This window comes from Pseudomonas sp. NFX98, assembly GCF_047784845.1.
GTDB lineage: Bacteria > Pseudomonadota > Gammaproteobacteria > Pseudomonadales > Pseudomonadaceae > Aquipseudomonas.
Map to the genome: position 1 here is coordinate 1 of NZ_JBLNNF010000032.1, position 26,370 is coordinate 26,370.

General features: G+C 58.6%; 15 protein-coding genes. 1 reads left to right on the plus strand and 14 read right to left on the minus strand.

Annotation, left to right across the window (positions count from 1 at the left end; translation table 11 throughout):
- Positions 1–228: 228 nt before the first annotated feature.
- Genes ACM110_RS28810 through ACM110_RS28820 form a run of 3 tightly spaced genes read right to left on the minus strand, consistent with a single transcriptional unit; the run spans position 229 to position 1,997 of the window.
- The gene (locus tag ACM110_RS28810; protein WP_416130462.1) at positions 229–900 is read right to left on the minus strand and encodes a GNAT family N-acetyltransferase; all 672 of its coding nucleotides are present in this window, start codon (positions 898–900) and stop codon (positions 229–231) included.
- Positions 901–917: 17 nt separating this feature from the next.
- Complete coding sequence (locus ACM110_RS28815) at positions 918–1,364, minus strand: GNAT family N-acetyltransferase (protein ID WP_416130463.1); 447 nt, start codon at positions 1,362–1,364, stop codon at positions 918–920.
- A 9-nt stretch (positions 1,365–1,373) separates the two neighbouring features.
- Positions 1,374–1,997 carry an FMN-binding negative transcriptional regulator gene (locus tag ACM110_RS28820; RefSeq protein WP_416130464.1) on the minus strand — a complete coding sequence of 208 codons (624 nt, stop codon included), beginning with the start codon at positions 1,995–1,997 and terminating at the stop codon, positions 1,374–1,376.
- A gap of 92 nt (positions 1,998–2,089) precedes the next feature.
- Between ACM110_RS28820 and ACM110_RS28825 the strand changes: the two genes are divergently transcribed.
- Positions 2,090–3,643: a PLP-dependent aminotransferase family protein gene (locus ACM110_RS28825; protein WP_416130465.1), complete on the plus strand. Its 1,554-nt coding sequence runs from the start codon at positions 2,090–2,092 to the stop codon at positions 3,641–3,643.
- Between the two features lie 33 nt (positions 3,644–3,676).
- Here the strand turns inward: ACM110_RS28825 and ACM110_RS28830 are convergent, their stop codons facing one another.
- The 11 genes from ACM110_RS28830 to ACM110_RS28880 all read right to left on the minus strand — a co-directional run bounded on the left by ACM110_RS28830 (position 3,677) and on the right by ACM110_RS28880 (position 26,150).
- Positions 3,677–8,206, minus strand: coding sequence for a hypothetical protein (locus ACM110_RS28830; protein ID WP_416130466.1), 4,530 nt, complete (start codon positions 8,204–8,206; stop codon positions 3,677–3,679).
- A 22-nt stretch (positions 8,207–8,228) separates the two neighbouring features.
- Positions 8,229–12,833, minus strand: coding sequence for a hypothetical protein (locus tag ACM110_RS28835; RefSeq protein WP_416130467.1), 4,605 nt, complete (start codon positions 12,831–12,833; stop codon positions 8,229–8,231).
- A gap of 157 nt (positions 12,834–12,990) precedes the next feature.
- Positions 12,991–14,091 (minus strand): polyamine ABC transporter substrate-binding protein, encoded by a 1,101-nt coding sequence (locus tag ACM110_RS28840; RefSeq protein ID WP_416130468.1) that lies wholly within the window; start codon positions 14,089–14,091, stop codon positions 12,991–12,993.
- A 15-nt stretch (positions 14,092–14,106) separates the two neighbouring features.
- On the minus strand, positions 14,107–15,135 hold the full coding sequence (locus ACM110_RS28845; RefSeq protein ID WP_416130469.1) for a histone deacetylase family protein: 1,029 nt from the start codon (positions 15,133–15,135) through the stop codon (positions 14,107–14,109).
- Between the two features lie 249 nt (positions 15,136–15,384).
- A complete protein-coding gene (locus ACM110_RS28850) occupies positions 15,385–16,377 on the minus strand; it encodes an AraC family transcriptional regulator (protein WP_416130470.1) in 993 nt (330 codons plus the stop codon).
- 104 nt (positions 16,378–16,481) lie between these two features.
- Positions 16,482–21,116, minus strand: a complete 4,635-nt coding sequence (locus ACM110_RS28855) for a dermonecrotic toxin domain-containing protein (protein WP_416130471.1) — start codon at positions 21,114–21,116, stop codon at positions 16,482–16,484.
- Positions 21,117–21,245: 129 nt separating this feature from the next.
- Positions 21,246–22,250: an asparaginase gene (locus ACM110_RS28860; RefSeq protein ID WP_416130472.1), complete on the minus strand. Its 1,005-nt coding sequence runs from the start codon at positions 22,248–22,250 to the stop codon at positions 21,246–21,248.
- Positions 22,251–22,417: 167 nt separating this feature from the next.
- Positions 22,418–23,866, minus strand: a complete 1,449-nt coding sequence (locus ACM110_RS28865) for an alanine/glycine:cation symporter family protein (RefSeq protein ID WP_416130473.1) — start codon at positions 23,864–23,866, stop codon at positions 22,418–22,420.
- Positions 23,867–24,132: 266 nt separating this feature from the next.
- The gene (locus ACM110_RS28870; RefSeq protein ID WP_416130474.1) at positions 24,133–24,837 is read right to left on the minus strand and encodes a DUF2931 family protein; all 705 of its coding nucleotides are present in this window, start codon (positions 24,835–24,837) and stop codon (positions 24,133–24,135) included.
- Entirely contained in the window at positions 24,824–25,525 is a 702-nt protein-coding gene (locus tag ACM110_RS28875) for a DUF2931 family protein (RefSeq protein WP_416130475.1), read from the minus strand. Before ACM110_RS28875 ends, ACM110_RS28870 begins: the two co-directional genes overlap by 14 nt.
- The gene (locus ACM110_RS28880; protein WP_416130485.1) at positions 25,512–26,150 is read right to left on the minus strand and encodes a DUF2931 family protein; all 639 of its coding nucleotides are present in this window, start codon (positions 26,148–26,150) and stop codon (positions 25,512–25,514) included. The genes ACM110_RS28875 and ACM110_RS28880 overlap by 14 nt, the downstream gene beginning before the upstream one ends.
- Positions 26,151–26,370 lie beyond the last annotated feature (220 nt).

Sequence of the window (26,370 nt, forward strand, 5' to 3'; positions counted from 1 at the left end):
CTTTATCGGCGCTTGGGTGAAAGGAGGAGGGGCGAAATCTCCCACGGATCTGTACTGCGCTAACAGTCAGAATCGAGCCTTGTCCCTCCTCCTCCCTTCAAGTCCTAGCATACAAGCGAGCTTGCTCCGGGCGGCGTTCCGACGACGGCGGAGTGTCAGGCGACACTGATGTTGAATGGGGCGGCCTCTTCGCGAGCAGGCTCGCTCCCACAGTTTTATTTTCCGAGATTACCCTCGACACTCCACCAACGACTTCACCTGCCCCGAATCCGTCTGGTTCTCATCACTCAACCACTTCTCAAACCCTGCGCCAATCGCCGGCCACTCCGAGTCGAGAATCGAGTACCACGCTGTATCGCGGTTCTGGCCTTTGACCACCATATGCTGGCGGAACACGCCTTCAAAGCTGAAGCCCAGGCGCTCGGCTGCGTATTTGGAGCGGGCGTTGCCGTTGTTGCACTTCCACTCCAGGCGACGATAGCCGAGGGCGAAGGATTCCTTGGCCAGCAGATAAACCGCCTCGGTGCTTTTTGGTGAGCGCTGCATCGGCGCACCGAAGGTCACGTGGCCGATTTCGATGCGGCCCTGGGCCGGGACGATCGACATCAGGCTGAGGATGCCCTGCACCTCGCCGCTGGCGCGGTCGATCACGCTGAAGAAGTACGGATCGCTGGCGGCGGCGTGGTTGTTCAGCCAGTCATTGAAGGCGCTGCGCTCGGGGAAGGGGCCGTAGGGCAAATAGTCCCAGAGTTTCGGGTCGGCGCCGGGGCCTTGCAGGGCATTGAACAAGTCGTCGCCATGACGTGTCGGGTCGAGTCTTTCCAGGCGAATGAAACGCCCTTCGATCAGTTTGGTCGTGGGGGCCGGGACGCCTTTCCAGTCTGCGAGTGAAGTCGACATGTTGTTCTCCTTGAACCTTAAATGGCTTTGCGAAACTGGATGAAACCAGGGCGTTCGGCGATGCGCTCATAAAGCTGGATCGCGGTGGCGTTGGTTTCGTGGGTCAACCAGTGGACTTTGTTGCAACCGTCGGCCTTGGCCGTGGCGTAGACGAATTCGATCAGTTTGCGGCCGACGCCGGTGCCGCGAGTTTCCGGTGCTACCAACAAGTCTTGCAGGTAGCAGGAGTTTTCGATGGCCCAGTTCGAACGATGGTAGATGAAATGCACCATGCCCACCGCTTTGCCATCAGCCCAGGCGAGGGCGGCGTGGGTCGGTTCGCTCGGGTCGAGGATGCGCTGCCAGGTGCTTTGGCTGACGGTGTCCGGCAGTTCGGTGTTGTAGAAGCGCAGGTAGGCTTGCCATAGCGGCAGCCACGCGGCGTGGTCGTCGGCGTTGACCTGGCGGATCTCGATCTGACTCATGTTCATTCCTTAGCGCATCAATTGGGCGAGGGTTTGGTCGTTGAGGTCGAGGCTGGCGGCCAGGCCTTCGCGCACGCCGGCGATGTCGGCGGCGCTGCGGTTCTGGCTGAGCTTGCGCTTGCCTTCCAGACGGTCGATGGGAATGGCGAAGCCGACGATGGCCTTGAGCATGCCGTCGATGTAATCGGCGGGTGCGTCGGCCACTGACCACGGTTGCGCGCGGCCCGCTTCGTGACGGTCGGTGAGGGTGCTGACGATGTCGAGCAGCCGCCCGCCATCGCTGAAGGTTTCGGCTCGGCCATAGGCGTGTACGGCGACGTAGTTCCAGGTGGGCACGACTTTGCCGTGTTCGGCCTTGCTCGGGTAGAAACCGGGGCTGACGTAGGCATCGGCACCAGCAAAAATCAGCAGGGCTTCGGCGCCGTCGCGCAGGTCTTTCCACTGTGGATTGGCTTTGGCCAAGTGTCCGTACAACGTGCCGTTCGAGCCTTGTTCGCAATGCAGCAGCACCGGCACATGACTGGCTTGCAGGCCGCTTTCGCCGTGGGTCACCAATATGGCGAGACGTGTGGCAAGGATCAGTTCATGCAGTTGGGACAACTCGTCGATGGCAAAAGCGCGTGGCGTGTACATGGAAATATTTCCCTTGGCGAATGTCTGCATCGTAGGCAGGCTATTGGTCTGTTGTAAGAGCCATTAACGACCAATTTCATAGGTCCATTGCCATGACGGATACGCCACTTTCCTTGTCGTTCAATCCGGCCGGTATCGAACTCGATCGTCGCCAGGGTCTGAGTCGCCAGCTCTATCAGGCCTTGCGGCTTCGCGTCCTCGACGGGCGACTGGCGAGCGGCACGCGATTACCGGCCAGTCGTGACCTGGCCGCAGCACTGGCGATTTCCCGTAATAGCGTGGTTCGCGCCTACGATCAGCTATACGCCGAAGGCTTCATTGAAGGGCGGGTCGGCGATGGCACTTATGTCGCGCAACTGCCTCAAGCGGCGTTGCCGACGAAAAAACTATCCACAAAAGTATCCACAGGCTTTTCAACAGGGTTACCCACAGCCTTATCCACAAACTGGCTCGATTTACCTGTTGATCCATCCAGCAAAGTTATCCACAACGATCCTTTGGCGCGGGTCAAAAACAACCATTTACCCAGTCCGCCCAGTGGTCCGCCGCGGGCTTTTCGGGTCGGTGTTCCGGCGTTTGATCTGTTTCCGTTCGAGGTCTGGGCCAAGCTGAATGCGGCTTTCTGGCGCAAACCGGATTTGCAGCAGCTGTGTTACGGCGACCCGGCCGGCGATGCGCGCTTGCGCGGGATGATTGCTGCGTATCTGCGCAGTTCGCGAGGTATGCAGTGCACCGCTGAACAAATTGTGATCACCAGTGGCGCACAGCAGGGAATAAGCCTTTGTGCACAGTTGCTGGTCGAGCCCGGCGATGGGGTGGCCATTGAAAATCCGGGGTATCGGGCGGCCGGTCATGCTTTCGCGGTGGCGGGTGCGAGATTGCATGGCGTGGCGGTGGACAGCGAGGGCATCGATTGCAGTGAGCTGGCGAGGCTCGGTGATTGTCGGCTGACCTACGTGACGCCGTCACACCAGTATCCCACCGGTGTGGTGATGAGCCTGCCCCGGCGCCTGGAGCTGCTGGCCTGGGCCGAGCGCACTCAGGGCTGGATCGTCGAGGACGATTACGACGGTGAGTATCGTTACAGCGGTGCGCCGCTGGCGCCTTTGGCGGCGCTGGATCGGCAGGGTCGGGTGCTCTACGTCGGCACGTTCGGCAAAGTGGCGTTTCCGGCGTTGCGTCTCGGTTATCTGGTGTTGCCGCCGGGGTTGGTGCAGGCGTTTGCGCAACGGCGTGCGGTGGATGTGCGGCATTCCGAGGTCAGCACTCAAGCGGTGATGGCGGAGTTCATGGCAGCAGGGCATTTTCAGCGGCACATCCGCCGCATGCGGCGTGCGGCGTTGAGTCGGCGCAATACCCTGCTCAATGGCTGGCCGACGGATATTCCGGGTATCGGTCAATTACCCACCGTCACCGCCGGGTTGCACATGACGGTGCCGGTCGACAGCGTGGCGCGTGAACGTGAGCTGATCGACCTGGCGAGCAGTGTCGACGTTGAGATCAACGGCTTGAGCAGCTATTGGCTGCCCGACTCCACAACACCGATGGATCAACGAGCGGGGTTGGTGCTGGGGTTTGCAGCGGTGCCCGAACCAGCCATCGAGGCAGCGCTGCAACGGTTGCGTGCGGTGTGGCCGGGCCGCTGAAGCGGGCGGGTGGTCAGTCCGCCCGTCCAGGCATTAGCGTTTGGGTTCGAGGTTCAAGAACAGTGCCGAATCGCTGATGCGCCGAAGCACATAGTCGATCGGTGCCAGGGTAGTCAGGGCCTGGCGACGTTCGGCAGTGAAAGTCTGCAGATGAGCGTCGGCGATTTTCAGGTGCGCGGCAGTGAACTGCTCCGGCGGTGCTTCCAGCGAATCGTAGTGAAAGTGCGCCAGCCACAGCGGCTGATCTTTGTTGCTGGTATCGAGAATCCGGTACTCCTGAAAGTAATCCCGACGCTGTTTGGTCCTGATCCGACCTTGTTCGTTTCTGTCGATCCGGACCTGGCCGTTGTCCAGTAACCATTGCAAGTAGGCTTGTCGGGGCTGGCGCTCCTTGAGCAGAGTGGCTCTGGTTGTGACACCCTGGGCGCGTAACCGGGTGGCGGCCGCATTGAGTTCTGAACTCAGGGTAGCCACTGGAAGCCGCGTCCCGCTGCGCGCTATGGCCTGATCGACTTTGATTGCCACTTGTTCCAGATGCCGGGCTTGTTGATCGAACAAGTCTTGCATGTCCGCAGGGATACGATTGGGTTTGAAGGCGTCTTTGCGCGTACGCGTAATGAAGTCCTTGACGTCTTCATTCAATGTCAAAGCATTGGCAATCGTGTCGATGTCATCCAGCGTTCGCACGGGGGCAGTGTGCGGCGCGGCGGGGCGAATTTGATCGAGAGCCGGCTCTTCGGATGTCGACGCCTTGGCAGGCACCGGATCTCGAGGGCGACTCTTGGTGACTTTACCTGTTGGGCGTGAAGGGCCAGCGACAGCGGGTTTTGGCGTCTCTGGCGGAGCGATGCTCGCGCTCTCGGGCAACAGCAGACTCAGTTGCTCCTGAGCCATTTGCCGGAATTGACCGATCAAGTCGCGCACCCGCTCATGCTCTGTTGGCTCTACGTCGTCCGGATACTCACCGGGAAGATCCTTGAGGCGCTGGTCGGTGTCGGCATAGACGTCGATCAGCCTGCTCAGGCTTTCGATGCGCACGGCGGCAGCTTCATTGCTGTTTGGAGTTCTGATCATGGCGGCCTGGCGATGGGTGGCGGTCGCCGCCTCGATGATCAAGGTCCCGACTGTGTCACGCGCCGGATTTGTGCGTGCGTTGTCGGAGCCACGCAAGCACAGTTCATGGGACATGCCGATCTCATTGGATTTCAGGTCCCACTCGTTGAACGCCGGAAGCAATTGGCGCAGACGCCGCGCGGTAACCATGCCGGTGCTCCCGATGGCTTCCAGCGGTATCAGCGATGTCTGGGACAGTTGCAGGCGGGTAATCAAGTCCTGGCTCAACGCCAATACTTCTCTGACACCTTTTATGTGTGTCTGCAGTGCGGCGTTTGATTGAATGACGGTATTGCCGCCGAGCTGCCGGGTGAGCCTTGCGTAGGTGTTGCGCTTGAGCAAGAACCATAGACTCAGATTTTTCTGCAACTGGGTGGTCATGGCTCGCAGATCATCGAAATAGCCTGCGCTCCCACCCTTGAGACGCCATTGCTGCAGATTTTTCAACGCATGGTCGTACTCGCCGATCAGTGTTTCCACTTGAGTGAGGTAACGCCGGTTCGCCTCCTCAAGTGCCGGCCCGATGACGCCGACCATGGCTTCCTGGGCCTGCTTCAGCGCAGTTGCACCAGCTGCTTGCTGACGCTTGAAGGTTTCCAGTTCCGTAGTCAGCTGTTTTAGCTGTTGCGCCTTCTCCCTGCGCTGCGCTTTGAGTTGGCTTTGCAGGCTCTGGCCACCTGCGCCGCCACGCAAGCGCAGCCGCGTGTCCACAAACCATTGGCCTTGTTTGTTGTGGGTCAGCAGTGGGCCGGTTTTCGCGGGCGTATCCGGGGACACGATCTGGATCTGCTGATCGTCGTTTTCAATCACTCGGTACCAGCGCTCTGCGACGTGCGCATAGGTCTTGCCGTCGAGGTGATAAAGCGACGCGGTGTCGCGCAGGAGGACTTGCAGGGTTGGGGCCTTCAGATCGAGTGCCGGTACCGTCAGGTTCTGCAGATACTCGGCCAGTGCAGTGGCGGATCGATGGGGTACGGAGCCATTGGCCTCCAGTGAGGAGTAATGACTCGACGGCAGCTCACCGGTCAAAGGTGTGGGGAGCCGTGTCACTGTGGGCGTTGCAGGTTTGACCGGAGCGCCGCCTGTCAGGGTCGGCACGCTGTCGGTTATTGGTGCAACCTGACGCCGCCCAGTCTTGCGCCGTATGGCGGCGTGGTGGGCGAGGAGGATGCCCAGGGTCAGCAGCAAATCCCCGACCGCGTTCCACTCAGTGAGCTTGTCGTCGTGCTGGTGGGCATCCACGGCTTGCTCGACTTCATTGATGCTTTGCCAGACCCAGACTGCGGCGCCTGCCGGCCCGCTGAGAAAATTCGCAGCGACGTTGAACAATGCCCAGCCGCTGTCGCGCAGCAATGCCCAGCGTCGTTCCGCATTGGACTGTGATTGGCGATCGGCGAGTTCGGCCATGGTCTTGGCATGGGTCTGGAACAGGGCGGCGAAAACATCGCCGGTCAGCTCCGTTGATGACAATTCGACCGGCCCGGCCCAGTCCACAGTTGTCCAGGGTTCGGCGAGTAACTGTGCCCCCAGCCATGGGCTGGGGAGGCCGACGGGGAACGTGTATTGGGCGTATTTGAAGCTGGTGCTCGAATCGGGCAGCCATGCCAGCACCGAGTCCCTCAACTCGCCCGGTTGATGCAAGGCGTACAGCAGGTTTTGCGGTGAGGGAAATTGCAGTAATGGCTGTTCGAGCAGCGGACGATAGAGCAGGCAAGGCCCGGCGTCCGGGTGGCGCGGGCTGATGATGAACATGTTGGCCACGGTGTCGCCGTCAGCGTTCCCGGAGTGGACGAAGCACAGGGGGCGGATGATTACCGGTTGCGGGTGGCCGGGTGTCGGTTTGAGCCACTCGCGAATGTAGCGACAACCCAACTCATCCACGCCGCCGATGTGACGGACCTTGCATTCCAGGGCAATCAGCGGCAGCAGCGCATGCAACTGGCTGATGTAGAACTGCTCTTGCAGACGGGCCTGTACGGAATCATCGATCAGCTTGTCCTTGATCAGTTGGGGGTACTTCTGGCCAACATTGACCTTGCTCGCGATTTTCGTCAGATAAGCCACGTCCAGCCATTCGGGGACAGGTTGCGGCGGATTGAATCGAATGGTTGCCTGATAGGGGGCGGCGTTTTGCAGTGCGTATTCGGCCAGGGTTTCGGTGTGAATGTCGTGAGGGTTGGGCAGCGTCAGGCCGCCGGCTTCAAAACTGTTGGTGATCGTGATCTCAAGGTTATCCAGAGGAAGCCCGGCGGCAGATTTCTTGTCAGCAAAAATCACTTCACGCATGCGCTCCCCGGCGAAGACATCGATCGAAGGAATCTGGAACAGGTCTTTGTTGGCCTGCTTGTACAGTTTGCCCAATGCGTTGACGGATCGACTGTACTGGTCCATATCAGCGGCCGAGGCGTCGAGCAGCCAGTCGGGTATTGAGTTTTCCAGATCATTGCGGGTTTTTTTCTCTTGAACAGTAGTGTGTTCAGGGAGAGCGGGAAGCCCGGTACTGTCATCCGCATCGGCAGCGAGGCTTTCGCGGGTGATCGCCACGATGGAGTCCAGTTGGGTGGTAATCAAGGCCCAGGCCATATGGTCAAAAAAATCACCGTCGGGCTCGAACAACTGCCACTGCATGTTCCGTCCGGCCAGTTGGTCCTGGATGCGCTCCGGTAATGACTTACCCAATGACTCCAGCGAATCGAACGATTCATAGCCACTTTCGACGGTGTACATCATCACCAGATCGCGTTGTTTGTAGCGCCCTGTGATTACGGCCGCGCCACCGAGAACCAGGTGTTGTTTTGTTCCTACAGCGTCGACAGTGTCGATATCAATCAGGCTGGCCTTAATGCCTGACATCGTGGGTACATTTTTTTGCCGTTCCAGTTTGTCCGGGTGGAGTGAAACCGCCCGGGCCACATGGCACTGGTCGCCATCCCAGCCGTCGACGTGTTGAACATCGAGGGTTTTGCGCAGCGCTTGCGACAGTTCCTGCCAGCGCGGTGCCTGGTGCCCGGTGTTGTTCCAGAAGGCTAATTGGCGCTCTCTGAAGGCCATGAAGAGCAAGGGCGTGTAATCGTTGAGCAACCTGGCGATGGCCTCGATGTCGATGTCCAGATGCACAACCGGCGTGGCCTGCGGATGCAGCGTCAGGAAGTGTTCGCCCTCCAGATAGTTGGCGTTGGCGGAGGTGAAGAACTGACGTACCAGCACTTGGGTCAGCGACTCAAATCGCGTGGGCATGGCCACGAGTGAACCATCGAACCATTGCCATTGAGGTGTGGCGAGCATCGTGTGTTCGGGGTCGATATCGCGTTCGGGATACAGCGCTTTGAGGCCCTGGCGCAGCATTTGAGAAGCGACTTCATCGACGGTAGGCCCCTGGCTCGTCTGATGAACGACCAGGCTTTTTTTCAACAGGACCGGTGGCTCGGTAGTGTGGGGATGTTCAATCATCGTCATTTTCCTTTTTGACGGTTCAGGCTTGGGTAAAGAACAGCGTGCGCGCCAGTTGCGGGCTGATTTCGCTGCGATAAATTGCGATCACTTGCGGGTTGGTCGTGGCCGAGCGCAGGTCGAATGCACCTGCCAGCAGCCGTTGTTCACGCAGTTTCAAATGCGCGGCGGTGAATGCGTCGGCCGGCGCATCCAGGCTGGTGTAGTGGAAGTGGGCATACCACAGTGTTTTCTGCGTGCGGCGCTCGCGAATTTCGTACTCTTGCAGGTAGTCCTTGCGCGGGCCCTTGAGGCGGCGTCGCTCGGCGCTGCTCACAATGTCGATTTCGTCCTTGCCCAACAGCCATTGGACGCGGGCCGCGGTAGGCGGTTGGTCTTTGGTCATTTCGATGCGTAGCCGGTTACCTTCGGCGTACAGTCGCTCGCGTGCCTCGGTCAGTTCCTTGGTCAAGGTTGACGCGGTATCCGCCGGGCCGTCGGTCATGTTCGAGCGCAGTACGGCTTGTTCCAGGGATCGAGCCGCCTGGCCAAGTTGATCGGCTTTGTGCTGGAACAACTCTTCGATTTCCACCGGGATACGGCCTGGTTTTTTCGCGCTCGTTTCGGTTTGGCGGATGAAGTTTTCCAGGTCATCGAGCATCGTCCGGCCTTGGGCGATTTGCTCGGCGAGTGCCGGTGGTGGAGCTTGCGGTCGGCGACGTCTGGCCGGTACCCGTTCGAGCCAGACACCGGGTGTTTTCTCGTGAAAGGTGGCGATGACCTTGCCGGTCATCGGTGCGCGCACTTCCAGCAGCACCGGCTCTCCGGGCGCCGAAGGACGAACTTCGCCAACGACCGTGCCGTTGAAACGAGTCTTGACTACGCGTTTGCGCGACGCCGGTGTCGGCCTCGAAGGCCCGGGACGGGGCTCCAGAGCCTGTTGCTCGCGCAACAACTGCACCAGATAGGCCTCGGCGTCCTGCTGGAATTCGCTGACTCGCGAGCGCAGATGCTTGAACGGTTGTTCCAGCACCGCGTCGTTGTGGCTGACCGTGAAGTCCTCGAACGACTGGTCGATTGTGGTGAACTGCTCGAGCATGCCATTGAGCGCCTCGATTCGTTCTTTCGCGATCCACGTGCTGCCTTCCAGCATCAGTTCCTGGGAGGTCTGGATTACCAGGTTGGTCGTGTCGAGCAGGCGTGTCAGTTCGTTTCGTGCTTCGGTCAGTGGGACAGTGTCACCTTCTTTGAGGCACACCTCGCGGGCCAGCGAGACCTGCAGCGCTTTGAGATCGTTAAGGGTGAAAGCAGGCAGTTTTGCCTTGTAGGTGCTGGCTATTTCGGTAGCACTTCTGCCCAGTCGACTCAGCGACAGGAAACGTGATTGCGCAAATTCGATTTTGCCGATTACGCCTTCGGTCAGGTCGACCATTTTTTGATAGGTCACACGGTCACCGGCGGTACCAGCCGTTTCTTCAGCCTCAAGCAGGGCCAAGGTCTCTCGCAGGGTTTGAGTGAACGCCGGGTTTTTTTCTTCGAGCCATACCTGGTTGAAAAACAGCTGAGTGCCCAACATTTCGGCCATGTCTTTGCGGTAACTGGAAACCGTGTCGAGCAGGTTCAACGAACTCAGCTGCTCGATTGGGGCGGCGTAGTCACTGGTGCGCTGATCGAGTTTTTCGAGAAATGTCTGCTGTAGCCCGGCTTTCGTTTTGTCGGTGGCCGCTTTCAACTGGTTGAAAGCGGCCGTCAGCTCTTTGCGTGCGCTTTCGCTTTGGTCGTTGAAGTCCTTCAACTGTTTCTTGAGTTCGGCGATGCGCTGACGGTTTTGCTGTTTCAACGCTTTGCGTCGACTCGATAAGCCACCGCCACGCAGGCGCAGACGCGTATCGACAAACCACTCGCCGCGCTGATTGCCAATCAGCGTAGGGCCTTTGACTGGGGACTCAGGCTTTGAAGCGATGATCGACACTTCACCGGTTTCCTCGATAGCCACCTCAAACCAACGCTCACCGACTTGCGCGTAAGAGCGGTTTTCAAGGCGATAAAGATGTTGCTGGACGCCCCCATCCTTACTGGGAGGAGTGAGATTCTCGGGTTTGGTGATCTTGAAGCGATCCAGGGTTTTGGTGAGGCTCAGGGCGGCATCCGTCAGCACCGAAAGACGATGCTCAGAGGAAGGAGACTCGCTGACGACATCGGGTAATTGAACAATCATTACAGGCGGCGCAATCGGTTTTTCCTCGGGCTCGATCGCGACCGTTGACGCGGGTTTTTCCTCGATTGCGCGGGTGGTCGAGTGGCGTGTGCTGGCGTGGTGGGCGAGCACCATGGCCAGGGTCAGCAGCAAGTCGGTGATCGCTGATTTCTGTTGCTGATGATCGCCGCTTTCACTGGCGTCCACGGTTTGTTGCAGATCATCCAGTACCTGCCAGATCCAGGCGGATGTGCCGAAGGTGCGACCGAGAAAGGGCAGTGCCGCATTGAGGATCTTCCAGGCTGCCTGCTTGAAAGTCGCCCAGCGATTTTCCGCGTTGGACACCGATTGCCGTTGTGCCAATTCGACTAATGCATTGACGTTGGCCTTGAACAGGTTGGCGAGGTAATCCGTAGCGAGGACTCGAGTGCCCAAGGTCAGCGGACCGCTCATTTGCAGCGAGGTCAGTGGGTCGGCCAGCAGTTGCGAAACACTCCAGACCGAAGGCAGGTCCCCGGTGAACACGTAGTCGGCGTAATTCGCGCGAACCTCGTCGGGCAGCCAGGCGAGCACGGATTCGCGCAGCTTTGGAGAATGCCGGATGGCATAGATCAGGTTGGCCGGCGTCGGGTATTGGCTCAAGGGCTGATCGAGCAGAGGCCGATAGAGCAGGCACGGTCCTTTGTCCATCTGCCGGGGCCCGATCACGAACATGTTGTTCACTTCATCCGTGGATGCTCCCGTATGCCAGGCGGGAGTGAATGCCAGCGGGCGAATGACGATTTCCTGTCCGTCGACCCAGCGTTTGGCGTCGAGGATCTGCACCACGGCTGCGACATAGCGATAGCCCAATTCGTCAATCCCACCTTGAGTGCGGATTTTTTGCTGCAAGGCCAACAGTGGCAGCTCGACGCATAAGTGACTGGTGAACAAATTCTGACGGCGCAGGCTTTCAAGGGGATCGTCGAGCAGTTTGCTTTTGATCAGCTTCGGATAGGTTTGCCCGATATCGACCTTGATGATCAACGCTTCCAGATAGCTGACCGTCAGCCACGCCGGCAGCACCGTAGCGCTGGTGCTGCGTATGGATTTATTGCCCAACGGCAGGGCGATCAGGTTTTGCAGCGCCAGATCGACCAGGCTCAAGGTGGTGCGCTCCGGCCCAACGGGCGGCGCAAAGCTGCCCCAGACCACGACGCTGTCGATCACGATCTCGATGTTTTCGAGCTGCAAATCTTTCGCCTCGGGATGCTCGGAAAGCATGGCATTGCGCAGTTGCTCCAGTGTGAATTCGCGGATCGGTTTGATACCGTCCTGGAAGGACTGCCCGGCGTTTTTATTCTGTACGCTCGCCAGATCCATCAGATGACGGCTGTAGGCGGTGAGATCGCCTGATGAAGCACTGGCCATCCAGTCTGGCAGTGCCTGCTCGACCAGGTTGAAGCGCGAAGGCGCCTGATTGTCCGATGGATCGAGCTCGTTCGTGGTGCGACTGATGTGGGGGGCGAGGTCGGGATTTGCCTCTTCGCGATTGTTTGCCAGCGCGGCAATCGAGTCCGCTTGCAGGGCGATCAGGGTGCACGCCAAATGGTCGAAAAAATTGCCCTCGGGTTCAATCAGGCGCCATTGCAAGGTGTTCCCGGGTAGTTCGCCATTGGTATACGCCTGCAAGGATTCGCCCAACTCCTGCAACGACTCGTAGGTCTGGAAGCCATGGGTGATGGTGTGGCTGACGATCAACGTGCGGGTGCCCAGGGTCCCGATCAGGACGGCCATGTCCAGGGTGTTGAGGTGGGTCGAGACACCCTCATTCTTGAAGTCCAGATCGATCAGGCAAGCGCGGGACCGAAAGCGGTCGTGCGTCTTGCGTGTGCTTTTGTCCGGGTAGGTGAACAGGTTGCGGGCCATCTCGCATTGCTCGTTCTCCCAGTTCGGGTTGGTTTCGATGTCCCACAATGCACGCAGCGAGTGGGACAACGTCTTCCAGCGCGGGGTCGAGGGGCTGGTGAGACGGTTCCAGTAGTCGACTTGTTGCTCTTGAAACGCATCGAACAGCAGTGGGGCCAACTCATTGAGCAAACGGCCGATGGCTTCGATGCTGACGGGCAACTGCACCGGTGTCGGCTCCAGTGGTTGCAGGGTGAGGTAATGCTCGCCCTCCAGGTAAATCATCGGTGTTTGCGCAATGCCGTGACGTACCAACGCATCGGTCAGTGATTCGAAGTGTCGTGGTCCGGCTACGACGCGCTGCTCGCGTAATGCCCAGGTCGGTGTGACCACCATCGCCAGGCGCGGATCGATAGACAGCTGCGGATATAGAGTTTTTAGCGCTGGTTGCAGCGCATGGGTGGCGACCTCCCTGATCGAGGGGCCGGCCACCAATTGGGTGAGCAGGGCGTCTTGATCGGCGGGGAGTTCCGGCAATTCGGGGGGGCTGGATACTTCAGTCATGGTCACATCCTTTGTGAGGCGGCACCGTTGAACGGTCGGTGCACGAACCACTGCAAGGTAGCGACGGGCGGGACGGCATTGGCGGTATATAAATATCGCGAGCAAAAAAAAGACCTGCGTAAACGCAGGTCCAGATGACGACGGGAGCGGGCGGGTGTCAGGTGCCGGACTTGATCTTGGTCCAGGCCCGGGTCCGTGCACGTTCAGCATCGCGAGGGAGCGGTTGCAGTGTGTAGAGCGTGCTCATCGCCGTGTCTGTCGGGTACAGGTTCGGGTTGTTGCGGATCGCCGGGTCGACCAGTTCCGTGGCGTCCTTGTTCGGGTTCGGGTAACCGACGAAGTCGCTGACCGGCGCGATCACCTGTGGTTGCAGCAGATAATTGATGAATGTGTAGGCGTCTTCGGTGTTTTTCGCACCCTTCGGTATCGCCAGCATGTCGAACCAGATTGGCGCGCCCTCTTTCGGCAGGCGCATGTCGACGACCACACCGTTTTTGGCTTCTTTGGCGCGGTTGGCCGCTTGCGAGAAGCTGCCGGAGTAACCGACCGCGACGCAGATGTCACCGTTGGCAATGTCGGCCATGTACTTGGACGAGTGGAAGTAAGTCACGTACGGCCGGATCTTCATCAACAGCGCTTCAGCCTTGTCGTAGTCCGCCGGCTTCTTGCTGTTGGGGTCCAGGCCGAGGTGCTGCAGGGCCAGCGGCAGGATCTCCGACGGCGAATCGAGCAGGGCGACGCCGCACTGCTTGAGCTTGCTGATGTTTTCTTCCTTGAAGATCAAATCCCAGCTGTCGACCGGCGCATCGGCGCCGAGGGCAGCCTTGACCTTGTCCGGGTTGAAGCCGATCAGGATGGTGCCGTACATATAGGGCACGGCGAATTTGTTGCCCGGATCGTTGGCCTCGATCAACTTCATCAGCTTGGGATCGAGGTGGTTCCAGTTCGGCAACTTGCTGCGGTCCAGCGGCTGGAACACCCCGGCTTCGATCTGCTTGGCGAGGAACACGTTGGACGGCACCACCACGTCGTAGCCGGAGTTGCCGGTCAACAACTTGGCCTCCAGCGCTTCGTTGGTGTCGAAAATGTCGTAGATCAGTTTGGTCTGGGTGTTCTGCGCCTTGAAGTCTTCCAGGGCTTTGGGGGTGATGTAGTCGAACCAGTTGTAGACGCGCAACGTTCGTTCTTCGGCGTGTGCTGCGCCGCTGAGCACCGTGGCGCACAGGGCTGGAACCATAAAACGCTTAAGACTTTTCATGCTTCTGCTTCCTCATCAAGCGCTTTCGAAACCTTCGAGAACGTTCACGGCATTGATGCCGATTTCTTCGACCGCATAACCGCCTTCCATCACGAACAGCGTCGGTACGCCAAGGCCCGCGATGCGCTTGCCCATGGCCAGGTAATCCGGGCTGTCGAGTTTGAATTGCGAGATCGGATCGTCCTTGAACGTGTCGACGCCCAGGGACACGACGACGATGTCGGCGCCGTAGCTTTCGATCTCTTTGCAGGCCTGTTCCAGCGCAGCGCTCCAGGTCTCCCAGCCAGAACCTGCGGCCAACGGATAGTTGAAGTTGAAGCCTTCGCCAGCGCCTTCGCCTAGCTCATCCTCGTAGCCGAGGAAGAACGGGAACTCGGCTTCCGGATGACCGTGGATCGAAGTGAACAGCACGTCGCTGCGCTCATAGAAAATCGATTGGGTGCCGTTGCCGTGGTGGTAGTCGACGTCGAGGATCGCGACCTTTTTGTGGCCCTGATCGAGGAAGGCTTGAGCGGCGATGGCGGCATTGTTGAGGTAGCAATAACCGCCCATCAAATCGGCTGCGGCATGATGTCCCGGTGGACGGCACAAGGCGAAGGCGGCACGGGCGCCGCGCTGGATTTCCGCTTGGGCGGTGAGCGCAACTTGCGCCGCGCTGTACGCCGCTTGCCAGGTGCCGGCGGTAATCGGCGCGCCGCCGTCGAAGCTGTAATAACCGAGCTCGCCGTGCAGGCTGGTGGGTTTGATGCGGCGCAGCGTGCGCGCGGGCCAGGTGTAAGGCAGCAAGTCACCGTCGGTGTTGAACTCGGTCCAACGGGCCCAGGCGCCTTTGAAGAAGTCGAGATAGTCGCGGCTGTGAATACGCTCGATCGGCCCGAGGCCGAAATCCTTCGGCGCTTCGACCCGGCCGAGGTTTTGTTTTTGCACTCGCGCCAGCACATGGTCGGCACGCGAAGGCATTTCGAAGCAGGGCTTGAGTTGCCCGTCTATCAATTCGCAACGGCCGTGGTGCAGGTGGTGATCGTCCGAGTAGATCGTCAGCATTTCTTGTTCTCCGCAGGCTGATTCGGTTGAACACAGTCTTGCGGCGCAGACGGATTTGGAGAACGGCAGGAAAGGCCAAAAGGGGATCGATATGGCCAATAAGTTTGACCGAAATTCGCCCCTTGATAGTGGCGGCGGTGGTTTCTGTAGGAGCAAAGTTTGCTCGCGATGGCATCGCCGCGTTACTGCAAGTGCAATGAGGTGTACGCATCGCGAGCAAGCTTTGCTCCTACAGGAATTGTGTCGACCTCAAGGCCGAAACTGACTGGGCGCCACACCACTCCACCGCACAAACGCATGCCGGAAACTCGCGGTCTCGCTAAAGCCCAGCGCCTCGGCAATCTGATAGATCGGCAGCTGATCTTCACAGAGCATTTGCTTGGCTTGCTCGAAGCGCAGTTCATCGAGCAATTCTTGATAGCTGCAACCCATATCCTTGAGGTGCCGACGCAACGTGCGCGCCGAACAATTCATCTGCTCGGCCAGGCCTTCCAGCCCGGGCGCTGCGTTCAATTGCGCACCGAGCAACTGCCGAATACGCCCCAGCCAAGCCTGGCGCCCTGTGAACTCAAGGTTCTGCTTGCGGCATCGCTCGGCCATGGTTTGATGGGTAATTGCGTCAGCAAGCGGCAACGTTTGATCGAGCCAGCGCCTGTCGAAGGCAAAGGCATTGTTCGGTGCGCCGAAGTGCAGCGGGCAATCGAAATGCTGCGCATAGCTCGCTTCGTAGTCGGGCGCGGCATGCTCGAAGCGTGCGCCGAGCAAGGGCAGGGGATGGCCGAGCAGATCGTCACAAGTGACTTTCAGCGATACCAGGCAGAACTCGGCATTGAACGTCGCCATGGACGGGCTTTCGCGGTAATCGGCGGCAGCGAACCAGACACGCTCGCCGTCATCCTCCAGGCTCAGTTCAAAAAGTGTTCCCAGCAGCGCCGGATAACGCATCGCCAGCCGCAAAGCGTCACCGAAGGTGGCACAGGTGAGCAGCGCGTAACCAAGGATGCCGTAGCAGGAAACGTGCATCCGCCGACCCAGTTCAAGGCCAATGTCGCGTTTGAGCGCGACGGCGTTGGCGCAGACCTGCATCTCTTGATTGGTGGTGATGCGCGTGTCGGCGCGGTTCAGATCCGCCGCACTGATGCCGCTGCCGGCCAGCAGCGCCTCGCTGGACAAGCCTTCGTCCTTGAAAGCGTTGAGCACCAGAGAGACAGCATTGAGCGTGGTGAGGTGGGAGTGAAGCATACGGGGCACCGGTCTTTGTTTGAACGGGACGGAGCAAGTAACGTGCCGTGATCGAAGCGCCCTCGCGTTGGCGAGGGCGCACTGACGTAACAACTATGGGTGACTCATTCGGTGCCGAAGAAAATATGCCTGGCCTGCTCCAGCCCGATCATGCTGCGGTAGTACGCGAGCCGTTGCGGGCCATTCAGGCCTGTGGCGGTGTCGGCGGCCGGTCCCATTTGTTGCTCTTGCGAGGTTTTAAGGCGCCCATAGAGAAACGACTTGGCTGGAACCCAGGAGGTGGAGTACAGGAAATGCGCATACCAGAGCACCTCCCGGGTTTTCGCATCAGTGAGCTTGTATTCATCCAGATACAGTGTCCTGCCGGTTTTCACGCGGCGCCGGGTGATGGTTTTCGCAATGCTCAGGGCCTTTTCGCCCACCAGCCATTTAATCCCCGCCGGGGTGGGTGGTTGTTCCTTGGTCATCCTCAGCATGTTGGTGGTGGCCTGCTCATAGAGACTATCCACCGCATCACTGAGGGCTTTATTGACCTGCGCCGCCGAATTTGTGGTGCTCTCGGTGACATTGCGGTCGGTCAATGCTTGATCAATTGCGCTACTGGCGTGCTCAAGCTCCATCGCATGCTGATGAAAGAGGTATTCGATCCCGCCAGGCGAGCGTCCTGGCTGCTTCAGTTGTTCGGCCATGCGCGTATTGAACGCTTCCAGTCCGTCGAGTAACGCCTGGCCCTTGTTGATGCTGATCTGCAAATCCGGCTTGGCGGGCTCGGTTGTGGGGCTCGTCAAACGTTCCACCCAGACGCCCGGGGTTTTCTCGTGGAAGGTGGCAATGACCTTGTCGGTGAGCGGTGACGTAATGTCCACCAGATCAGTCTCCAGGCCCTGCGCAGTGAGACGCGGCTGTCCAATGAGAACACCGTTGTAGCGTGTCCTGATGAACTTCCTCCTGGGCCTCGGCGGTTGCACGGGCAGCGTGGGCCTGGCGCGTAATGCATCCCTTTCTTCAATCAGCAGTACCAGATTCTGAGTCGCGCGGTTTTTGAACGCCTCAAGCTGTTGGCGCAGCTGTTTCATCGGCGACTCAAGGACGTGTGCGGCGTACGTACTCTTGAAATCCAGCAAGCGTTCGTCGATCACGCTGAACTGTTCAATCAGGTCGTTGAGGCTGTCGACGCGCTCGTCCAGACGCGCCACGCTGCGTTCGTCCAGCGTGTCGCGCAGCGCTCGCACGGCGATGTCGGCGGTGTCGACAATCCGGTCAATGACCGACCAGGCTTGGGCTTGCGTCGCGATGGTACTTTCGGAGAGGCACAGATTGCGTGCGATCGTCACTTGGAGGGTCTTGAGGTCATCGAGCGAGTAGGCGGGCAACCGTTCGCGAGTCTGCTGCATCAGTCGCAGTCCTTCACTTCCCAGCGGCTTGAGTTCCGTGAATCGCGATTGAATGCTCTCCAGGCGCGCGATCATGTCCTGGGTCATTTCGCTCATTTGCCTTGCATCTTCGATTTGGCGCTCCTGTGGCGCTTCGGCTTGGCGTTCGATATGGCTTAACACAGAGCGCAATTTTGGACTGAAGGTGATGAGCTTTTCCCTAATGCCGGCACGGATAAGTTCCAGCTGGGCGCCAAGGTACCCCAGCGCCTTCTGCTGGAAGTCCGCGGTGGGCGAAAACACATGCAACGTTATGAGGTCTCGAAGAGCGACTGCGTAATCGCCTTGCTGAGCCTCCAGCTTCTCAAGGTAGAGTTGGCGCTTGGCTTGAGCGGTCTGTGCGCTTGCGCTGCCGATCGCTTGGTGAGCCTGCTGCAGTTCGTTCTGCGCAGCTTTCTTGCGGTTTTCAAACGCCGTCAGTTTGGTGCGCAGTTCAACGGCCTTGAGCATGGCTTGAGCCTTGGCTATTTTCTCCAGGCTCTTTGGTCCGCCGCCTCGCAGACGCAGGCGCGTGTCGATGAACCATTCGCCTTTAAGGTTATGGGTCAAGACCGGGCCGGTGCGATCAGTCTGTTTGGGGTCGATGATCATGACGGTGCCTTCGTCATCGACCGAAACCTCGAACCAATTCGCACCGACCGGCGCGTACCATTTTTTGTTGAGACCATAGAGATGCCGATGAGTACCTTCCTTGGTATTGACGGTGCCGAGGTCTTCGGGGCGAGTGATTTTGAAGCGTTCCAGAGCGGTTGCCAGACTGCCGGGCGTTCGATTTACAGCGCCACTGATGTTCAGGGTTTGCTGGATGTTGGGTGCCTCACTGCCAGTGGTTTTGGCGAGTTGTTTGATGCTGACTGGTTTCGCTGCCGATTCTTTTGTGAGGGGTGGTTCAGCCGTGGGAGCGAGGTTTGTCAGATGCTTGCCCGATGTGCTTCGGGTGGCGATATGGAGCGTGATCGCCATGCCGAGGTTGAGCAACAGATCGGTCAGTGCCGCCCATTGTTCAGGCTTGTCGTTTTTTTCCTGCGCATCATGCAGCTGTTGAAGCTGGTCCATGATCTGCCAGATCCAGGCCGAGATTGCGACCGTACGCCCCAAAAAAGGCAGCACCGTGTTGAAAAGCGTCCAACCAGACTGCCTGAAGCTGGCCCAGCGGTTTTCGGCATTCGAAACTGACTCGCGATCAGCGAGCTCAACCAATGCATTCGTGTTGGACTTGAACAGGGCGGCGTGCAGATCGCCCTCCAATGCTTTTTTCCCCAGCATCATCGGTCCGGTCATCGTGATGAGCTTCACCGAATCGACCAGAAATTCGGAAACGACCCACGGCGCAAGCGACTCACCCTGGAAAACGTAGTTGGCGTAGTCGCTGCGCGCGCTGTCCGGCAACCAGGCCAGCACGGATTCACGCAAGCTGGCGGATTGCTGGATGGCATACAGCAAATTGGTGGGCGAGGGGTATTGAGTCAATGGCTCGTCAAGCATCGGTCGATACAACAGGCATGGGCCGGCGCTCGGGTCCTGCGGGCCGATTACGAACATGTTGGCGACCACATCCTCGGAGCCATCCCTTCGACGCATGGGAACAAAGGCCAGCGGGCGAATGACGATGGTTTGCCCTTCAACGACACGGTTACCCACATCGGGCTCCATCACGGCCACGACATAGCGGTAGCCGCGTGCGTCGATGCCAGCCTGTTTGCGAATGTGGCATTGCAAGGCAAGCATCGGTAACTGAATTCGCAGGTGTTGGGTAAACAGGGCTTGCCGGCGCGTGGACTCCTTTGGATCTTCGAGCAGTGTGCTTTTTATCAGTGCCGGATAGGTTTTGCCGATATCGGCCTCGGTGATGAGGTCTTCGACATACTTCACGGTCAGCCACTCTGGGAGGGTTTTGCCTCTGGTCGATTGAAGGGTCTTGTTTCCAGTGGGCAGTGCAATCAGGTTCTGCAGGGCGAGATCGGCGATGCTGAATGTGTAGCTGTCGATCTTGCCCGGAACGACGAAGGTTCCCCAGATGACAGGGCTCTGGACGCGTATCTCGATCATGGCCAGATCAAGCTCGAAATCCGTCTCCTGCTTTACCGTGACGGCATGCGCTACGGTTTTTTTCATATGCAGTGCGTTGAGCTCGTTCAGTGCGTACTGCTTGATTGGAAGTATGCCGTCCAGATAGGACTTGCCGGCATTCTGACTGTGCAGCGCCGCCAGGTCTTTCAAGTGTCGTGAAAAGTTATTCAGATCCGGCAGTGGTGCCGAACTCAACCAGTCGGGCAATGAGTCTTTGAACCATTCAATACCAGGGCCTGGTTTTGTGCTGGTCTCGACGGTTTCGGGTGCGGGTGGCGGTGCGGTCAGCGGCTTACCCGGATTGGCATGCCCAAGACCGGAAAAATCAAGGGCGCCAATGACATCGATCTGCATCGAGATCAACGCGCAAGCCTGGTAATCAAAGAAATTGTCGTTGGGCTCTATCAGCCGCCACTGTATTTCCTGATGGGGTACGGAGATGCTCAGGTGATCCGGGAGTGTTTGGCCAAATTTTTCCAGGGAATCGAATTTTTCATAGCCCTTGAGCAGCGAATGGGTAAGGACGATGGTGCGCTCCTCATGCGTGCCGACCAGCATCGCTATCGACACCTCGCTCAGGTGTGTCACTTTCTCTCCATCGACCAGGTCGATGCCCACCAGATAAGCTTTGCTTTGATAGGCATCGTCCAGTTTTCGGCTCGCCAGGTCCGGGGAGCGGAACAGGTTGCGCGCCATGCTGCAATCATCGTCATCCCAGCCCTGGACTTTGTCGACATTCCAGAAGTTGCGCAGGGTGCTTGAGAGTTCATGCCAGCGCGGACCGTCGCTGCCATTGACCGTGTTCCAGAATGCCAGCTGTTGCTCCTGAAAAGCCGAGAGCATCAGCGGGGCGAGCAGATTGATGAGTTTGGCGATTTCGTCGATCCGCACCGGCAAATGGATGGCGAGTTCAGTGATCGGTTGTTGGACCAGAAAGTGTTCGCCCTCGATGTAAAGGGCTGGAATGGCGGACACCGTTTGATCGGCGAGGATTTCCGTCAACGCCTGATATCGGGTGGGGCCGGCCACGATTTCATCGTCGACGATTTTCCACGTTGGCGTGCCGAGCATGGTAATGGCGGGGTCGATATCCAGCGCCGGATACAGTGTTTGCAAATGCTGGCGTAGAAGGACGGCCGAAACTTCCCTCAGGTCGGGACCGACGCTGAGTTGAGTGATCAAAGCCTCGGTCGGTGCGGGAATTTGCGGTGTGAAGGGTAAGGCTGGTGTGCTCATGGTGCATCCCTGCATTTCAAAAATGATGGAGTTGCCCGAGAACAAGCCTCGGGTCACTCCATGCTAGGGAGGCATCAATCAGCAGAGGTGGTAGTTATTTATACGCCAGGAGTTTTTTGAGCTGGCGATTCAGCTCAATTCGCCGCACAGGTCGAGCTCGACCAGGCGCCGCACCTCGGCGGTTGCCAGCCCTGCACCCAGCAGCGCCTGCAACTTGCCGAACGCCGCTTCGCGGGTCATGCCGCCGCCCGACAGCACGCCGACGCCACGCAGGCGACTGCCAGCCTCGTAGACATCCAGTTCAACGCCGCCTTCGTGGCATTGCGTGACAGCGACCACCACCACACCGTTGTCTCGCGCACGACTGAGGCTGGCAAGAAACTCGGGGTTATCGCTCGGGCCGGTGCCACTGCCATAACACTCCAGCACCAGACCCTGAATGCCGCCGTCGAGCAGGCCATCAACGATTGCGGCACTTATACCTGGAAACAGCGGCAGCACGGCGACATTCGCCAATTGTTTAGGTTGGTTGTAATTCAGTTGCGTTGGAATCGAAGTCGCCTTCACGCCACCGCCCTGACGCTCCAGACGCTTGAACGGATGCCGACCGAAGCTGCGTACCTTCGCGCAACGGGTCGGGTCCAGCAGTTCGCCGTGGAAGTACAAATGCACACCCGGCGCCAGGCCTTGGCCCAAGGCAACCAGCGCACCACCGAGGTTCTCCCAGGCATCGCTGTCAGTCACGCCGGCCGGCAGCATCGAACCGGTAAAACACACGCGGGCATGCAGCTCCAACAGCTGAAAACTCATCGCTGCCGCGCTGTAGGCGAGGGTGTCGGTGCCATGCAGGATCAGCACGCTATCGCAGCCCTGCGCATCCACCGCATCGACCACCGCTTCGCGCAGTTGCTGCCAGTACGTCGGGGTCATGTTGGCGCTGTCGATCAGCGGCGACATCTCACGAAAGCGCCATTGCGGCACCACCAACTCAGGCTGGCTGTGCAGGTACTCGCGCATCCGCGCTTCGAAACCGGACGCGGGAGCCAGGCCATTGGCGCTGGCCTGCATGCCGATGGTGCCACCGGTGTAGAGCACCATGACGTGCTGGGCGGCAGGGTAGGTCGAGGAATTCATGGAGGTTCTCCGGAACTATGAGTTCCTGTGGGAGCGAGCTTGCTCGCGATAGCGGTAGGACAGACATCGCTATGTTGCCTGACAGTGCGCTATCGCGAGCAAGCTCGCTCCCACAGTTTTTCGCACTTTAACTGACAGGCGCGGAGGATGCGCCTGTCGTTTACCGATCAGCGTTGCGCTGCGGTCACACCGTGCAACCCAGGGTGCGCCAGAGGCGCGGCTGGCGGGTTCGCCGGCCAGGCCTGGCGATCCAGATCCAGGTCCGGGAACTTGGCGGAGTCGAACACCGGCGTCTTGATCCCGGCGGCGCGCTGGTCATCGTAGTCGCGCAGGATGCGCATGCCGACCTTGAACAGCAGGAACAGCGCGATCAGGTTGACGAACGCGAGCAGGGTCATGGTGATGTCGGCGAAGGCAAACACGGTGCCGAGGTTCTCGATAGCGCCCCAGAAAATCAACACCAGTACCAGCGCGCGATAGCCCATCAACGCCTTGCGGTTTTCACCGATCAAAAAGCGCAGGTTGCTCTCGCCCAGGTAGTAGTTGTAGAGAATCGAGGTGAACACGAACAACGCCAGCGCCACGGAAATGAACATCCGGCCCCAGTCACCGACCACGGCGGCCAGCGAGTTCTGGGTCAGGGCAATGCCATCGCCTTCGAAGCCCGGAGTGTAAAAACCCGAGAGCAGAATCAGCAATGCGGTGCAGGTGCAAATCACGAAGGTGTCGAGGAACACGCTGAACGCCTGCACAACACCTTGTGCCACCGGGTGCTCGACCGACGCCACGGCCGCCACGTTCGGCGCACTGCCCAGGCCCGCCTCGTTGGCGAACACGCCACGCTTCACACCCATGACAATGGCGCTGCCGATCAGACCGCCGAAGGCCTGGTCGAGACCGAAGGCGCTCTTGACGATGGTCATCAGCATGCCCGGCACCTGATCGAATTGCAGCACGATCACGTAGATCGTCACGCCGATGTACACCAGGGTTTTTACCGGCACCAACAGGTCAGCAACCTTGGCGATGCGCTTGATCCCGCCGACGAACACCAGGCCCAACAGCACGGCCAGGCCGATGCCGGTGTAGGTCGTGTCCAGACCGAACGCGTTGTTCAACGAGTGGGTCACGGCGTGGGCTTGCAGGCCGTTGAAGGCGAACCCGAAAGTCACCAGCAACAGGAACGCCATGAGCATCCCCAACCAGCGTTTTTGCAAACCGTGCTGGATGTAATAGGACGGGCCGCCACGGAACTGGCCTTCGGAATCGCAGCGTTTGTAGAGCTGGCCGAGGGAGCATTCGAAGAAGCTGCTGGACATGCCGACCAGCGCGGTCACCCACATCCAGAACACCGCACCGGGCCCGCCGAGGGTCACGGCAATGCCGACACCGGCAATGTTGCCCGCACCGACGCGGCCGGCGAGGCTGAGCATCAACGCCTGGAACGAACTGAGTTGCCCGGCGCTGCTTTTGAGGCTGTCGCGGAACACCGCGAACATGTGGAAGAAGTGACGCAATTGAACGAAACGCGAGCGGATCGTGAAGTAGCTACCGAGCCCGACAATGAGCACGATCAGTACTTTCCCTGAGAGGAAGTCGTTAATGACTTCGAGCATGGATTATTCCTCGCTGTTTTTTGTGTAGGCAAATGCACGCCGGAACAGACACATCGCGTTACACCCGTTGGCACACGGCGCAACAGGCGAGGCGAAGAGTTCGTCCCGGTTTCATATCGCGGGTTTGTTATTAGTTCGGGTTTCGCATGGGTTGAGGTCTCGCTACCGACGACCGCTCATGCGAAGAGGGGCGGCACTATACCGATGCTTTCATGTGGGAGCGAGCTTGCTCGTGATGGCCGTACAAACATTCGGATGCTTTTGCGTTACCAAGAGCCATAAGGGATCCCGAATTTTTCTATGTACGCTTGGGACTCCGGCGACAAAGGCAATGCATATCGGCCTTCATTTTTTCCCTGAGACGGTCCTTTTTTGTTGATGGTGCCCTCTACTCGAGCAATTTCAACGGACTTCAAACAGGGCCCGCCCAACCAGACCTTGGCGATTCCACCGGGCGCCAAGCCAATACCAATATCGTTGCGGTAGTCGGTGATCCACTTGGCATCCGCTCTGCAAAAGGCCTTTTTCGGCGTGCGCATGATTTCCCGAGCGGACTCAGAAATGACGATGTAGGCCTCATAGGTTTGCGGTTCGGCCAGGGATTGCCAGCGCACGTAAATCAGGCGGGGTAAGTCGGCGCCAGTGACGTCCCGACCAGCCCCTCTACCGGGGCTTTTGGGCCAGCCTGCGGGTTTGCCTTTATTATCGCTGGGCGTGAATACCGATGCGATACCGGAACCAGCCCGACGAAAGAGGCGCTCGCGAACATCGACCACGTCCGCTGTTTCAATCCAGACTTCCATATAGTCCGGGGCTCCAAAGCCCAATGACCACGTTTCGTCGTAACTTGATTGCGCGTGGGTTTGTGCGCTGCCAGTAAAAACCAAACCGAAAAGCAGCCCAGCACATCGATTGATTGAGTGGGGCGATTTGATCGACGAGACATCGGACTTTTCGTTACCAAGAGCCATAGGGAATCCCGAATTTTTCTACGTAGGCCTTGGATATCTCGGACAAGGGCCGATGCTTGCCACCGGACTTACCTCCATATGGGCCTTTCGGATTGATCCTCCCTTCCACCCGTGCAATTTCAACCGAATTCAAGCAGGTTCCGCCCAACCAGACTTTGGCGATGCCTCCGGGCGCCAGGCCAATACCGATATCGTCGCGGTAGTCGGTGATCCACTTGGCATCCGCCGTGCAAAAGGCCTTTTCCGGTTTGCGCATGATTTCCCGAGCGGACTCAGGAATGACGATGTAGGCCTCATAGGTTTGCGGTTCGGCCAAGGATTGCCAGCGCACGTAGATCAGGCGGGGTAGACCAACCTGTCGGATGTAATGACCAGCGCCACTGCCGGGATTTTCGGGCCAGCCAGCAGGTTTCCCTTTGTTGTTGCGGGGAGTTTGGACTGAGGCAACGCCGGCTACAGCTGTTCGTAGAAGTCGTTCGTGAATATCCATGACGTCCGCCGTTTCAATCCAGACTTCCATGTAGTCCGGCGCACCAAAGCCCAGAAACCATTCTTCACGGTTGGACGATTGGGCGGCACTTTGTGCACAACCCGATAACAACAATCCGAAAAGCAGCCCCGTACATCGTTTGATTAAGCGGGATGATTTGATTATCGAGACAGTGGGCTTTTCATTACCAAGAGCCATAGGGAATCCCGAATTTTTCTATATAGGCCTTGGATGTCTCAGTCAGGGGCCGATGCTTGCCACCTGACTTACCTCCATATGGGCCTTTCGGATAAATTTTTCCGTCTACCCTGACAATCTCGATTGAGTTCAGGCAGGCACCACGAAGCCAGACCTTTGCAATGCCGCCCGGAGCCAAGCCAATGGCGATTTTGCTACGGAACTCCGTAATCCACTTGCCGTCCGCTTCGCAGAAAACTTTCTGTGGTTCGCGCATGATTTCCCGAGCGGACTCGGGAATGACGATGTAGGCCTCATAGGTTTGCGGTTCAGCCAACGATTGCCAGCGCACATAGATCAGTCGGGGTAGATCAACCTGTCTGATGTAATGACCAGCGCCGCTGCCGGGATTCTCGGGCCAGCCAGCAGGTTTCCCTTTGTTGTTGCCGGGGGTTTGGACTGATGCGATGCCGGCTACAGCTGTTCGTAAAAGTTGTTCGTGGATATCCACGATATCCGCTGTTTCAATCAAGACTTCCATATAGGCTGGCGCCCCAAAACCCAGAAACCATCCTTTATGGTCGGACGATTGGGCGGTGCTTTGCGCGCAACCCGATAACAACAATCCGAAAAGCAGAACTGCCATTTTTTTATTGTGCCGAATCGTCAAATCCTTACCCCTCCATCGCTGGTGGGCTTGTAACCCCAGCGAATGAAACGCCCTTCAGCCATTTATTGGTTTTCTGTCTGCAAGCGCCCTAAGCGTGGCTTGTTGTCATGAGCGAAATGCCCACCGACTCAGCATTGAATTGTGCTTGCGAAAAGTATTGAGGAAGCGAGGCAGTTAAGACCCGAGAGAGCAAATC